This window comes from Microcoleus sp. T3_A4, assembly GCF_036700465.1.
In the GTDB taxonomy this organism is placed as follows: domain Bacteria; phylum Cyanobacteriota; class Cyanobacteriia; order Cyanobacteriales; family Microcoleaceae; genus Microcoleus.
Genome location: NZ_JAUBOY010000019.1, coordinates 12,759 through 27,188, shown reverse-complemented (window position 1 = coordinate 27,188; position 14,430 = coordinate 12,759). Strand labels below are relative to the sequence as shown.

13 protein-coding genes are annotated in these 14,430 nt (G+C 45.6%); 2 read left to right on the top strand and 11 right to left on the bottom strand.

The window, feature by feature from the left end; all coding sequences use genetic code 11:
- Positions 1-28: 28 nt before the first annotated feature.
- Positions 29-955 (bottom strand): glutaminase A, encoded by a 927-nt coding sequence (gene glsA, locus QUA07_RS12485; protein WP_333325501.1) that lies wholly within the window; start codon positions 953-955, stop codon positions 29-31.
- A gap of 449 nt (positions 956-1,404) precedes the next feature.
- On the opposite strand from glsA, the gene QUA07_RS12480 reads away from it, so the two are divergent.
- Positions 1,405-1,749: a hypothetical protein gene (locus QUA07_RS12480; protein WP_333080265.1), complete on the top strand. Its 345-nt coding sequence runs from the start codon at positions 1,405-1,407 to the stop codon at positions 1,747-1,749.
- Here QUA07_RS12480 and QUA07_RS12475 read toward each other — a convergent pair.
- Positions 1,746-2,738, bottom strand: coding sequence for a YdcF family protein (locus QUA07_RS12475; protein WP_333209327.1), 993 nt, complete (start codon positions 2,736-2,738; stop codon positions 1,746-1,748). The two genes, QUA07_RS12480 and QUA07_RS12475, sit on opposite strands and share 4 nt — an antisense overlap.
- A 353-nt stretch (positions 2,739-3,091) precedes the next feature.
- The gene (gene pap / locus QUA07_RS12470; protein WP_333325497.1) at positions 3,092-4,579 is read right to left on the bottom strand and encodes a polyphosphate:AMP phosphotransferase; all 1,488 of its coding nucleotides are present in this window, start codon (positions 4,577-4,579) and stop codon (positions 3,092-3,094) included.
- A 749-nt stretch (positions 4,580-5,328) separates the two neighbouring features.
- Here pap and QUA07_RS12465 point away from each other — a divergent pair.
- Positions 5,329-6,288: a GNAT family N-acetyltransferase gene (locus tag QUA07_RS12465; protein WP_333325495.1), complete on the top strand. Its 960-nt coding sequence runs from the start codon at positions 5,329-5,331 to the stop codon at positions 6,286-6,288.
- A 144-nt stretch (positions 6,289-6,432) separates the two neighbouring features.
- Here the strand turns inward: QUA07_RS12465 and QUA07_RS12460 are convergent, their stop codons facing one another.
- From QUA07_RS12460 to QUA07_RS12425, 8 genes are all read right to left on the bottom strand, one after another.
- Positions 6,433-7,332: an ABC transporter ATP-binding protein gene (locus QUA07_RS12460; RefSeq protein ID WP_333325492.1), complete on the bottom strand. Its 900-nt coding sequence runs from the start codon at positions 7,330-7,332 to the stop codon at positions 6,433-6,435.
- Between the two features lie 126 nt (positions 7,333-7,458).
- Positions 7,459-8,232, bottom strand: coding sequence for an ABC transporter permease (locus QUA07_RS12455; protein WP_333325489.1), 774 nt, complete (start codon positions 8,230-8,232; stop codon positions 7,459-7,461).
- Positions 8,233-8,480: 248 nt separating this feature from the next.
- On the bottom strand, positions 8,481-9,545 hold the full coding sequence (locus QUA07_RS12450) for a hypothetical protein (protein WP_333325486.1): 1,065 nt from the start codon (positions 9,543-9,545) through the stop codon (positions 8,481-8,483).
- 111 nt (positions 9,546-9,656) lie between these two features.
- Complete coding sequence (locus QUA07_RS12445) at positions 9,657-10,829, bottom strand: RNA-guided endonuclease TnpB family protein (RefSeq protein WP_333325484.1); 1,173 nt, start codon at positions 10,827-10,829, stop codon at positions 9,657-9,659.
- A 326-nt stretch (positions 10,830-11,155) separates the two neighbouring features.
- Entirely contained in the window at positions 11,156-11,902 is a 747-nt protein-coding gene (locus QUA07_RS12440; protein ID WP_333325481.1) for a hypothetical protein, read from the bottom strand.
- A 63-nt stretch (positions 11,903-11,965) separates the two neighbouring features.
- The gene (locus QUA07_RS12435) at positions 11,966-12,133 is read right to left on the bottom strand and encodes a hypothetical protein (RefSeq protein ID WP_333325479.1); all 168 of its coding nucleotides are present in this window, start codon (positions 12,131-12,133) and stop codon (positions 11,966-11,968) included.
- The gene (locus tag QUA07_RS12430) at positions 12,111-13,136 is read right to left on the bottom strand and encodes an ABC transporter permease (RefSeq protein WP_333325476.1); all 1,026 of its coding nucleotides are present in this window, start codon (positions 13,134-13,136) and stop codon (positions 12,111-12,113) included. Before QUA07_RS12430 ends, QUA07_RS12435 begins: the two co-directional genes overlap by 23 nt.
- A 390-nt stretch (positions 13,137-13,526) precedes the next feature.
- Positions 13,527-13,871 (bottom strand): hypothetical protein, encoded by a 345-nt coding sequence (locus tag QUA07_RS12425; RefSeq protein ID WP_242721486.1) that lies wholly within the window; start codon positions 13,869-13,871, stop codon positions 13,527-13,529.
- Positions 13,872-14,430: the final 559 nt, after the last annotated feature.

The following is a 14,430-nucleotide window of genomic DNA, read 5'->3' as shown; positions in this document are numbered from 1 at the left end:
TCCTAATGACTACTGACTACTGACTAATCTAATCAAATACGCTCAGCCGCAGAGTTTTAGCTATTTGTTGTAACAGAAATAAGCCGCCGACAGAATTTCCTTCTTTATCCAGGGGCGGACTGTAAAAGCCGATCGCACCTTGACCCGGAATTACCGAAAGCATTGCCCCGCTAACTCCAGACTTTGCCGGCAGCCCCACCCGCAGCGCAAAGCGACCCGACGCTTCATACAAACCGCAAGTTGCCATCAGCGCTTTGACAGTACGGCTGTTTTCCCTCATTGCTCGATCGCCACTATTTACCAAAACCATCCCCAGCTTAGCTAAATCCTCCACACTTCCCGACAAACAGCAGACGCGATTGTAGGTTTCTAAAGCAATTTCTGCATTTTGAATATAACCAGATTCTACCATTCTCAAGGCTAGATTCCAATTGTTTGGATTCGGATTTGTCTTCACTGAATCGAGCATTAACTCGTCAAGAAATAACTGACTGTTTGCCTGTTGATTTAACCATTCGAGCAAGTTTTGACAGCGCGCCACAGCATTTTCACCGGGCATCAAAGACGCTAGGGCGATCGCTCCGCTATTAATCATCGGATTTCTCGGCTTCCCTTCGTCTATTTCGAGTTGAATTAGGGAATTGAAAGGCAGTTCCGAAGGCTCGCAGCCAACGCAGTCAAATACCCTTTTTTCGCCCAATTCGCACAGCAAATAAAGCAGCACAAAGGGCTTGACTACACTCATCAGCGGGAATGTTTTAGCAATTCTACCCCAGCTCAAAAATTTACCGTCAATTGCCCGAATTTGCACGTCAAACCCTTGTCTGTCGGCTCGCGCAAGGAGAGGTATGTACGCGGGGATTTGACCGGATTTACTGCGATTTATTGCCTCTTTTGCCCAAGCTGCTAGTTGTTCGGGTTCCAAGGAAGATAGTTGGCTGGTGGATATATTCACGCTCGATTATTTCGATCATTTTAAATTTTAGATTGGTATTCCTGGCGCGATATTGAGCCATAAGCCCGGTTTATTAACGGAATTGCGTCACTTGGGCCCGCTGCGGGAAGAAACTGGGTTTCTTGGGGGATCTCAACCAAGCTCGAACTTGAAGCTATTGACGTTTCTGTCCGCCGGGAGCAAATAAATTTTTCATAAAAAACCTGTACTTTGCATAAAAATCTCCCCTTCACCCGGATATATAAGTAGCAGCTTCAAGGCCAGGCTGCTATCTAAAACAAACCAGCACTAGCTGGAAATGCCTTCAGATTCTTATGTTTAAGCCCCTGTAAGGGGCGGGGTGCATATTTAACTTAATTCTTTCAGAGTTCGCAAAATCCTGTCCGGAAAACCCCCGAACCTTTAAGAATGTACTATCCAACCGGATTCACCAAAACCAGGATAAAAAAATGGCAGATGAAGCGAAAGCAGAAGCACCAAAGCCCGCTCCCATGATTTTTAAGGGTGTGTGCAAGGAGGGAGTTCTCAAAGGCAAAGAAATTGAAGGCAAACTAGATATCAAAGTCAACGTCGAATCTGTCACAACCCCAGAAGCACCGCCCAAAAAATCCGAGTGGGAGCCAGTTATCTTTTGGGTATTGTTTGCATTCATGGCAAACTTGATTGTCGGCGACCCCGCCGGAATGAGAAAAAAATACAGCTCCCCACAAAGGTCTCATTCTCATCAGATGTTAAACCAATCTGGGGAGCAGTCGCTGTTGCCTAAGAAAAACACCAGCAACTTGCCACTTTAGGCTCTGGGAGCCTGCCAGCCGCGCAAATAGTAATAAAAAGACCCGAAATATTCATCGAATACTCGCGTCGTAGTTACCAAAGCTTCTGCACTGGGCAGAAAATCTCCCGCGTCTAAGCGGAGTCTGGATTTTCCTCCTGATGTGGGTTGAAAAGTGTAGAAGTCGGTAGCCCTAGGAATCACCTGGATTCCCATATTCGCAAAAGCGAGGCTGGCACGCCGCATCTGAATCGCAGATGTTACCAGGATTACTTTGCGCGGGGCGCCACGGCTGTCGAGTATCTTTCTCACTTCTTGGGCGCTGGTGCGTATGTTGCTGCCGTTATCGTCGAGAACGATACTGCTGCGCGGCACGCCCATGTTGTTTGCCAGCAAAGTCTCGATATCCTTCGCTTCCCCAACATAACCCTCCAACTCTGGTCTGGGGCCAGCGGTAACGATAACCATCGGTGCCACTTTTTGGCGGTACAAAACGGCAGCATAGGGCAGGCGATTACCTGTATCTGTCAGTTGAATCGCTACTCGGTTGGGGATGTGAGGCTGAGTGGTTCCCTTGCCTAGGAGAACTATCGCCGCGGCAGTTTCATCGCAGCAAGCTGTGCGGACGGCAGCAGCGGCGTCCCGTTCTGCTTGGTCGGCGAACCAGTAAGCGACAACTGGCATACTCGAAAGGATCAAAACTAGCAGCGCTGCCAGGATCATTCTCGGCGCCGGGTTGCGGATGCCCCCGTTCGTGATCAGCGCCGATGCAATCACCAGCAGAGTGATGGAAAAACCCAGCGGCTTAAAGAAGAAGGCTATGAGCCCGAAAATCGCTGCTCCGACTGGTGTGTCTGGCGCAAAAAAAGCCAGGAACAAAAGGCTGATCAGCAGCAAAACGCGCAGTCGGTCTAATAACGGATTGTCTTTACCTCCTGATTGATCCCACCACGATTTGATCAGTGAGAACAGGAGGAATAGAAATAGAATGCGAGCTAACAGTTCTGGCATCTTGCAATATTCTGTGTCTTCATAAATTAGTACGGAAGTGTGGAAACGAGCGCGAATTTAGGTGCGGGAGGAAATACGGGCATCGGTGGGTTTTTAACTTTCGCGAATAACGCAGTCCGATCGCATTTATTCTGATGCTCGCTTCCGGTCAGCTATCAAACATTGGTTGCAGGGTGAAACCCGCTACTTCCAGTCACAGATTGCTGACAGTTAATTGGTAATTGATAACTGGTAATGGTTGATTGGTAATTGGTAATGGATTGAGTACGCCACAGGTGGAATTGACAATTCAAGCCTGCTTTGTTCTGCCTACTTTTTTCCCCATTACCTGTTACCGATTCACCAATCCCAATTTATCGGCGCTTCAGTTGATTCCGAATTGCCTGCGTTACCGTTTGAATTACTTTAACACGAGCATAATACTTGTTATTGGCCGCAATTAGCGTCCAGGGAGCAGCCGGCGTGCTGGTGCGCTGAATCATTTGATTCACCGCTACTTCATAATAATTCCACTTTTCCCGATTCCGCCAATCTTCCTCGGTGAGTTTGTATTGTTTAAATGAATTGTTTTGCCGCTCTGTAAACCGCTTTAGTTGCTCGTCAGGACTGATGTGCAGCCAGAATTTAACTAAGACACAACCGAAACTGGTGAGTTGCTCCTCAAATTCGTTGATTTCCTGATAAGCTCGGCGCCATTCGGGTTCGGTGGCAAATCCTTCGACTCGCTCGACGAGCACTCTACCATACCAACTTCGATCGCAAATGCTGATTTTACCAGCAGTTGGCAGCCGTCGCCAGAACCGCCAGAGGTATTGGTGGGCTTTTTCTTCGTCTGTCGGCGCCCCAAAGGCATTAACGGTGTAACTGCGGGGGTCTAATACATCCGTCAAGCGTTTGATTGCTCCTCCTTTACCGGCGGCGTCCCAACCTTCAAACAGCACTAACACGGGGATTTCCTCTTCGTAGATACTTTGTTGCAGTTTCCCAAAACGGGTTTGTTCCTCGCGAAGTTGCTGTTTGTATTCGTCGGGCGACAACGATTGAGTTAAATCTACTTGGGCCAGCAAGTCGGGTTCAGTAGGTTGTAAGTGTTCTTGATGCGGCAATTGTATCGGTGCTGATTGCATCGTTCGTCTGTCTAAGGCTTCTGTAATTGTCGCTGCCATTTGCGTTAAAACTTTGACTCTCGCCCACCGCTGACAATCGCCTTCTACTAGCGTCCAAGGTGCCGGGCCCGTGCCGGTTTGGGCTACCATTTCTTCGGCAAAAGTTGTGTATTCTTGGTATTTTTTGGCTTGTTTCCAATCTTCGGGCCGCACTCGCCAAGCTTGTAAGGTGTCGTCTTCTAGTTTTTTGAGCCGATGCTTGAGTTCTTTTTTGCTCAAGTGAATCCAAAATTTGGCAATTGCGGCGCCGTCATCAACCATCTGCCGCTCGAAGGCATTGATTTGCCTGATGACTGTGGGTACTTGGGCGTCGGAGACTCGATCAAACAATCGGTCTTCTAAAATGTGAGTGTACCAACTGTGGTAGAAAAAACCAATTTTGCCACGGGCGGGGAGTTTCTGCCAAAACCGCCACAGAAAAGGATAGCCCATTTCTGCATCTGACTGCGGCCAAATCGGGTGGACGGCAAACCCCCGCGGGTCCATGTACCCTACCATTTGTTTGACTAAAGCACCCTTGCCGGCAGCGGCCCAGCCTTCGAGAACGATAATTGCGGGCAATTTTTTTTCCCTGCAGGCCAGTTGGAGCGATCGCAACTGTTGCATTAAAATTTCTATCTTGGCATCATAGGTTTCTTTATCCAGCGAAATATCTAAATCGAGGTTGTCGAGCATATTTACCTCATATTAATCTGTAAAAAACAGTTTAACGTTAGTTTAACGTTTGGATAAAATTAAATCATCAACTCAGGCAAAAACGTTATATAAATTACAGTTACGGCTGGTTAAAAGCCGGAGCGCTCCTGCAATCAAATGCCAGCCTCGTTAATACTAGCAAGAACCCCTCGATTTTAAACTTGCAAAAAAAAACAGCTCAGGTTATAGTTGAAATAGGGAACTTTTAAATAAGTTCAACTTCTCCTCTCCCCCGATCGGGCGAGTTAACAGGAGGAGCCAAAAATCCCTGAAAAAGGATTTATTGTAAAACAGAGCAAAAGTAAAAATCAACTACCCGGTGGGGGTGACAACTTCTTTACTTAGCTGTACAAACTTTATTCAAACAATAGTAGTTACTTAAGCACCAAGCTTGGTAACGAAAGAGAGCGCGACTCATCGACATCCAGCCATAAACTCACATCCAAAACTAGCCCAAAAGGCAAACCAATTTTTATGATTGCGCTATAAGATAAAACCTGAAAGCCTGGGTGATATAAACAGGTTTCTGAGTTTTATCGACACCATTCTCAAATACTAAAAACAGTTTAGGTGCGGGCTCGCGTGCTCGCCCCACAAGAGTATTTATTTCTTGTGGAACAGGCAGAAAAGCCTGTTACTGACGTTTGTCCAAAATGTCTGAATTACTGTACTTGTTTGCCAATACCAACTAAGAGGAACAGTCCGAAATTACGGATTGCAAGTTTTTTATGAATATCTTGACAACACGCTCCTACAAGGGCGAAACTGATTGGTGCGCGATCGCAAATTTGATCGATGCTTGCGAAGCCGTAGATAGACTCGGCGAAGAAGTCTCAGCAACTGAACTCAAGCTAATACTTGATGCACCCAAACTCGACAAAGCCCGCGACGTGCAGTTGTGGAAAGATGGTAATTACAAACTAATCGGTTTGTCACTCCTAGATATGCCCGATTCTCCTGCAGAAATAGACGCTTGTCTCTGGTTTTACGTGGATCCAAATGTTCGTAGCAAAGGTTTAGAAAAAGACATAATTAAGTGGGCAGAAAAGCGGCTGCGCGAAGTAGGAAAAGAACGGAATTTACCTGCAAAATTGCGTACCTACAGCCGCGAGGACAAAACCGATGAGATGCGGCTGTTAGAAAAACAGGGCTTTGAGGTCGATCGCTATTTTTGGACAATGGCCCGATCCCTCGCCGAACCGATTCCCGCGCCGGAATTCCCTGCCGATTTTGCACTGACACACGTATCAGGAGAACAAGACATCCAACCTTGGGTAGAGATGTTCAACCAGTCATTTATCGATCACTGGAATCACCACGATTTAACTGCGGAAACGGTGCGTTACTGGATGCAAGACGCCAATTATCAGCCGGAATTAGACTTAATTGCTGTTTCGGGCGATCGTAAATTTGCAGCTTTCTGCGATTGTCAAATCAAACCCCAAAAAAACGCCCGCAGCGGCACAAAAGACGGCTGGATTGAATTGTTGGGTACGCGGCGCGATTTTCGGAAAATGGGTTTAGGAAAAGCGATGCTATTAGCTGGTTTGCATAAGTTGAAAGCAGCGGGTGCAAACACAGCTAAACTCAGCGTTGATGCTGACAGTTTGACAGGGGCGACAAAGCTTTACAAATCAGTGGGTTTCCGCCCAATGGAAACTTGGATCGAATGGGCAAAAGCCGTGTAATATCAAATCTAGTTAGATATCACATCTTGCACCATTGGCAATAAGTTTTTCAAGAACAGGCAAGATGCCTGTTCCACAAGACATTAAGCTTATTGTGGAACAGGCATCTTGCCTGTTCACAAGAAGCGAGACCGTCGCACTATATCATTCTGCGCTTTGTTTGGTGACTTCGACATAAATATGTTCTAACCGCACCGGATACCGAGCTATTGAATCAATAGAAATCCCGTCGAACAGCAAAATAATCTCTTTTAATTCTAAACGTTCCGGCAGCCAAAAAGCCAAATCGCTACCGTAGCGGCGGGGGATGAAACTGTATTTTTTAGCGCGGGCGATAACTTCAGCTTCTTCGTCGGTTTTTACTACGATAATTTCTTGGGCCGGAATCAGTTTTTGCAACTCCTCTAAACTACCTTCAGCCACAATGCTGCCATTTTTCAGAATCCCGATTCTCTGACACAGCCGCTCAGCTTCATCCAACAAGTGAGTTGTCAGCAAAATTGTAATTCCTTCCGATTGCAATCGCTGAATTAACTCCCAAATTTCATAGCGGGCCTCAATATCTAAACCCGTTGTCGGTTCGTCTAAAATTACTAATTTAGGTTGGTGTACCAAAGCCACCGCAATATTCAAACGGCGCTGCATTCCTCCGCTCAAAGTTTCCACCGGGCTTGTAGCTCTATCTGTCAAATTTACTGCTTTCAAACAGTGTCTTACTTGATAGCGCCGCTGTTTGCGCTCTAAGCCGTAAATTTGAGCAAAAAAGTTGAGGTTTTCTTCGCAGCTAAGGCTTTTGTAAAGCAAATTTTCTTGAGGCGCTACCCCTATTAACAATTTTGTAGAGTCAGAAACAGGTTCGCCATTAATAGAAACTTGGCCGCTGTCGGCATTTAGCAAATTGCATAAAATATTGATAGTTGTAGTTTTGCCCGCCCCGTTTGGCCCCAGCAAACCGTAAATTTCTCCAGCTTGAATGTGCAGTGTTAAATCTTTAAGCACTGAACGCTCGCCATAGGACTTATTTAGCTTTTCTATTTGCAGCACTGCTTTAATTCTCCGTATTATTTTATATATTTAGGGTTGTTTCTGAACGATTAAACCGCAGAGAGCGCAGAGGGCGCAGAGTCTCCAGAAGATAGAGATGAATAATTACGACATAATGAGATAGTTTTAAAGTCTTCTTTCAACTCTCAGCATCCTGCGGTAAGAAAGCCATCCACCTGCAATCATGGCAATAGAAAATATGAATAAATACCAAAAGTGTTCGGCAATATCAGCCCAATCTTTGCCGTCAGCCCACACGCCCATCAGCGCTTCGTTCATGTGATAAATTGGATTGTACTGGGCGAGTTCCAGCAGACTTTTGGGAAAGAGCGAAGTTGGCAAAAATGCGCCTCCTAAAATCAACAAAGGAACGCCGAAAGCCGCTACTAGCGAGTTGACATCTTCAGTGCGCCTCGCAAACTGGGTGCCAAGAATAAAGCCTACACCTACATAAGATACAATACTGAGCAGAATAATCGCACATCCTAACAGGATAGAGCCTTGAAATTGCGCTCCTAAACAAGAGGCGATCGCATATACTAAAATTACCTGACCGATGCCGATGCAACTGTGAGCCAGGAAAATTCCTAAAAAATAGGAAGTGCCACTCAGGGGGGAAATAAACAAGCGTTTGAGGGTATGCTGTTCTCGCTCTGCTACTACTGTTGCTACGCTACCACCGAGACAGCTAAAAAATAAAGCCGCTCCTACTAAGCTTGCAGGTGCAGCAGTTTCAAAGGCTTTTGCTGTGGTGAGATTAGCGCGTTCTTGTAAAATCAAAGCGTTAATTAGCAAGATAGAAACTGGAAAAATACTCCACAAGATTAAGCTGCGTCGTCGCCTTCCCAATTCAATTAAAATTCGCTGCGCTACAGCGAGGGTTTCGTACCAGTATTTCATAAGAAATCTATTAGTATTGTTATAATTGGGAATTCGTAATTATGCCACCGCATATCATACCATAGAGATGCCAATAATTTAACTCTCAAGAAAAAACCCGCCGACGCGGGTTGGGATTTTAGGGGGATAGGTTTTAACACCAGTTAAAAAAAGAACGGAACAGTAACAACTTCTCAACCCATATCGAATCAGTTGTTCCCAATTCTTTAAGCGAAAATTGTATAACTTGTCGCAGTTTCTTGCTGCTCTCAATTAATCCTAAAGTTCTTACCTCTGTAACATCCTTGAAAAGAAGTTAAACTAATGCTGTTTTTCTGTTCCAATTTAGTCACGAGGGAAGAAGTATTGCTACTTTCAGGGGTAGCACCCCACTTGTAGATAAAGTCGCCGAGATTGTCTCCGGTTTCTTCGTAGCTGTGCTCTTCAATTGGAATTCCAGAAACTCCTGAAACAGTTTGGTTGTGGTATCCGTTAACAATGATTTTTTCGATAACTGCGCCCGGTTCTGCGGTAATGTTCCATTGCACCGGTTCGTAGGCTGAAAGTGCGAGAATTATGGGTTTGTTTCGGCGTTCTACCTTGACTTCGATCCTCTCCGAGGGCTTCGCTAACGCACTTTTTGATAAATCTCGGTTCTTGTGATCCGCATTGGCTTCGTAAACGCCTATTAAATGAAGTTCTTTGTTTCCGCTTGAGGAACCGATATAAGCTGAAAAATCGTCGGAACCACCAAGCCCGCAGTTGGCGCCAGAACTAATTGGGGAAATAAAAGCTGTTTTTTCGGCGAGTTTCTGCTGCACCGCCGGCACTACCCACAATCCGGTTCCGATGCCTAAAGCACCTATCAAACCGGCGGCGATACCGAAAGGAAGGGCATTTGTCAGGTGGCGAACAACTGGTTTGGTTGTTAGTTGAGATAGCGTTTGCTGCCAATTTTCACCAGTTTGTCGATCGGCATTCCCGCCATCGAGACAGGCCAATAAACCTAAACTTTCCGGCTGTTCGAGCAGACTTTGAACAGTTTTCCCTTCGCCGACGTAGAGATTTCTAGTTTCTGTGTCTAAAAGCAGCCAGTAGCGATCGCCCTCGCCGAGGTTGTACTCTTGTACCACAGGATCGACTAAATCGTGCTGCAAAAACACCAGCCAAGCCATATTATTGCCAGTGCCGACTGTTTTGCCGTCGCTGGAAATAAGTTGGTCGATGTCGGGTTCCCAGCGCCAAGCTACCCAGCGACTATCTCCTCGATAGCCCAGGGATTTTTCTAGTTGCGGATGAGCGGTTATTTGTAAGCGTTGAACTAAGTTTGACACTCTTATGTCCTCCTCAAGTGCGATCGGCTCTAGAGCAATTTTGTGGCAATTTAAAACAAATATTTTGCTCTTGACATCCTCCCGGCCGTGAACGACGGGGATTCCTAAACCTCACGATTTAGGTTTCTGTTTCTTAGCAGTCGCCTTCACAGATTTACTCTGTTGGGGTCTTACACTCGCTCCACAGACTGACACCGCAAGCCCTGCGGCCAAAATGTTTTTACTCGCGTTAATGTCACGGTCATGGTGAGTTCCGCACTCTGGACATTCCCATTCTCTAACACTTAACGGCAATTCACGGGCAATATGCCCACAATTACTGCACCGCTTAGAACTAGGAAACCATCTATCTATCTCAATATAGGTTCTCCCATACCAACGGCATTTGTAAGCTAATTGACGGGTTATTTCTCGCCAACTTACATCTGATATAGATTGGGCTAAATTGGGATTTTTGACCAGGTTTTTCACCGCTAAATTCTCAACTACAATCGTTTGGTTTTCACGAACTAATTGAGTCGTTAGCTTATGTAAATGGTCTTTTCTGCTATCGGTTATTTGAGCGTGAACCTTAGCTACCTTAATTCTTGCTTTTTCTCTATTTTTTGACCCTTTCTGTTTGCGATCAAGAGTTTTTTGGACTTTACGCAATCTTCGGTAATGTTTCTTAAAGTGTTTAGGATTAGCGATTTTATCCCCGTCGCTAGTAATCATAAGACTACTAATTCCTAAGTCAATTCCTATCACTTTGTCGCTAACAGGTAAGGGTTTAATAGTTGGATCATCAAATCTAATTGAGATATGCCAACGTCCTGATGGATGTAATCTAACCGTTACCGTACTAGGTTCACAATATGAGGGTATTTGTCTTGACCATCGAATAGGTAAAGGGTCTAAACATTTAGCTAAATAAATTTGTCCGTTTTTAAAATTAAAAGCAGACTTGGTAAATTCTACACTTCCTCCTTGATGTTTTTTCTTAAAGTTAGGATACCTAGCACTACCAGCAAAGAAATTAGTAAAAGCTGTTTGTAAATGTCTCAAGCCTTGCTGTAAAGGAACACAACTAACTTCATTTAAAAAGTCTAATTCTTCTTGCTTTTTCCAAGACGTTAACATTGAGGAAGTTTGACTGTATCCTATTCTTTCTTGCCTTTCGTACCATGCTTGAGTTCTTTCGTGGAGAGCTTTATTGTAAACCAATCTTACACAGCCGACGGTACGCCACAATAGCGACTCTTGTTCTGGCGTTGGGTAAAATCGGTAACTGTGAGCTTTTTCCATACCTCACATTTTAGCATATATTTGGTGAAATGTTAAAATTAAATACTAAAGCCGTCCTCGAACGACGAGGTTTGGGACCCCAAATTTTCGATGACTGCTTCTACCTGGTTGTCCAGTTTTAAAAGAGTGCTTGGCTAATAGCGTCTACAAGTTCTTAGCTTAACTTTTATTTTGCTACTCTGCTACAAAATATGCCGATCGCACCTGACATCAATATTAAGCAGGCAAATAAATATTCCGGCTTTCTCGCGGGTGAACAATCCCTGAAAAAGAGACGGTTTTAGAGAAACCCGGTTTCTGTGATGAAAGTTCTGACACTTCGCCGATTATTGGCGGGGGCCATCAATCGCATCTCTAGTCGGTGCAAGGCCTCCGGGGCTAAAGGAACTCGGCGGCACTCTCGGAAGATTGAGATTGGGATTGGGAACTAAATCGCTGTTGCTATCACCAGCATTTCCACCCGTGGGAGACGCACTATTATTGGGATTGGTACTCGGTGAACTTCCCGGATTGAGATTATTGGGATTGGTATTCGGCGAAGTTCCCAGATTGGGATTATTGGGAGTGGTATAGGGCGAACTTCCCGGATTGAGATTATTGGGATTGGTACTCGGTGAAGTTCCCGGATTGGCATTGGGAGTACCTGCGGGCGAAGTTCCCGGATTGGCATTGGGAGTACCTGCGGGCGAAGTTCCCGGATTGGCATTGTTGGGATTGTTGGGATTTGCCGTGCCTGTAGGAGTAGTTATCGGCGTGCCGACAGCATCTCTGGTGAGGGCGTTGGGGTTCGGGGGAGGAGGCGGAGCAGCCCCATTGGGGTTATTTGCAGGAGCATTGGCGGGGTTGCCCGCAACCGGAGCAGGGTTTTGGGGAGCAGCATTGCTGCCACACAAGCTGACTAAATCAAAAGTTGTGCCGCCTCGGGTTTCGATGAAGCAAACCGGCACATTTACATCGGGGTTTGAGGCTCTGGGAAAATCGGCTGTTCCCGGCATGGGACGGCTAAAGGCAGCTTCAGCCATCAGTGGGGTCAAGGCCGCCGATAGAGCGGCGATTGTTCGCAATAATCTCATCAGCGTTTCCTCAAATGTATAATTTTATTTTCTCCAGTATTGCCCATAAATTGCCAAGTGTCGTCACTCTAAAAGCCGATCGATCTTTTTGACAACTGCTTCTACAGGCCCACCGCTGGCTGCAATATCTCGCGCAGACAGAAAGTACAGGTAGAAAAAGGCGAAAGTGCAACAGTCGCGCATCCGTTGCCCTTCTTCCTTGATATTTTTAGTACCGAATTCGCGGGTCAACGTAAGCGTTCAAAATATCAATTACAATGCTGGCAATTACGACAATTGCCGCAAAAAACACCACAATACCTTGAACAGTTGGATAATCCCGCAAGCTAATCGCTTCGTAAAGACGATTTGCCAACCCCGGCCAAGAAAAAGTAACCTCTGTTAAAATAGCACCGCCCAACAGTGCAGCAAAAGTCAATCCTAAGACAGTAATCACCGGAATTAGTGCATTTTTCAGAGCGTGAGCCCATAAAATCTGGAATTCTGGAATGCCGCGAGCTCTAGCTGCTTCGACATAATCTGCTTGCAAAGTTTGCTTGAGATTAACCCTGACAATGCGCTCGAAAATGCCGCTCAAAAGAATCCCCAACGTCAAACTCGGAAGTGCTAAATAATGCAAAGATGTGAGAAACTGACCAGGGTTAGCGCTCAGGAGACTGTCAATAGTGTATAGTCCTGTGTAGCCTTCGGGGGCGGGGAATGTGACGGGAAAGCGAGTTCCCAAGGGAAACCATCCCAACTGCACCGCGAAAATTAATTGCAAAACCATGCCGGCCCAAAAAGCGGGCAGCGAGTAAGTGATAATGCCAAACAAACGGCCGACAGCATCGAAAATAGTGTTGGGGCGGGATGCTGCCAGGGAACCGATACTGATGCCGACAATTAAAGCTATGGCCATGCTACAAAATGCTAATTCCACTGTAGCGGGGAAATAATCTCCGATAATTTGCCACACGGTTTGTCCGCGAGTGGTGATTGAGGTTCCCAAGTCGAAGCTCAACAAGTCTTTCATGTATTTGAGATATTGCTGCCACAGGGGTGCGTCGAGGCCGAGTTGAGTTCGCATTGCTTCTTTGGCCGCTGCAGGAGCTCGTGAGCCGAGAATGGCATCTATGGGGTCGCCTGGAGTAGCCCGCAACAATAAAAATACTGCTGTGGTGATTGTCCACAACATTAGCGGTGCCAGAAGCAAGCGGAGAAAAATATAAGATTGCAGGGCTTTGGAACGAGACATAATATTTGGGAATTGAGAATTGGAAATTGAAAATAGACAGTTGATGCCAATTTAATGTGAAGTTGCACATATCTCGATCCCCCTAAATCCCCCTGGTTGTTGGGGGACTTTGAGAAGAATCTTGTCCCCCCCTTAGTAGGGGCGGTGCCCCCGTGCCCGCCCCTACTAAGGGGGGATCACATTCTACGGGGCCTCATAAAAAATTGGTATGAGTGGATTTTACTTACATCTTGCACTATTCTCAAGAACAGGAAAGATGCCTGTTCCACAACAGATAAATTTTATTTTAAACCGTTGCTCCTCGCCCGCCATGAAAGGATGATTGAGAATGGCGGAAGATATCAGTTTTAGCGAAAAAGTCGATCGACTTTTTCGCAATTCCCGATTTTCTTATTCCCCTAGCAGCGATTCAAATGCAGCTTGCAAAGACTTGATATCGCCTACTCTGGCTACTAACAAGTTTTCGCTGCCGGCATCCTGCAGCCTGTGTCTCCAATACTGGATGCTATCGGAGTTGTTCATCCAGAAACTAATCACGGTGTCTACAACTCGATCGACATCCCAGCCGCGGTTAGGAGAAACTGTCTCTACGGATGCCACAAACGCATCGAGAGTGCACTTTCGGTTTGCCAAGTATTCTACACCGGACGGCTGCTGTTGTTGCAGCAATTCCTGCTGCTGGTTAAAAAATGTTAAAGTTGGAGATACGCCCAGGATTTCAAATGTATAGTTCATGTCATCCTCCAGAAGTATTATTTTGCCAAAATGTCGATCGTCCAAAAAAGCCAACAACGCTTTACTTGGCTGGCGTTGATGAAATGCAGATGCTTCAATTATCCTCTTTGTAGTCGAGCGGGATTTTGGCGGCTTATCTTATTAATAGCAAATTTTTCAACACCAGATTGTCACAGAATTTACATTTGTCGTTGCACGGTAGAAAAAATTAAAATTAAATATTTATTAACCCGGCGTAAGGAAGACAATGCCCACCCGGAGAAAGTGAGCTTATTTTAGATTTAAAAGTTTAGATTAAAAAATTGAATAATTGGCAATGACTGATGACAAGCAGGGTGTGGATCACGGGCCTAAAATTGCTTTTTTTACGGGGTGTGACGTTTTGACAGCGAGTCCCCAGAGCGATCGCCACATTCAGGCAAGTAGTGGCATGATTAATGTTACAAGTTTTTACAGTAGCGGTGGAAACCTCAGCCCTGTTTTGAGTTGCCGACCACTGCACTTCACTATTTGTGTACAACCTTGTAACTTATATCGAGGATCTCTTTTAAGCGACAAA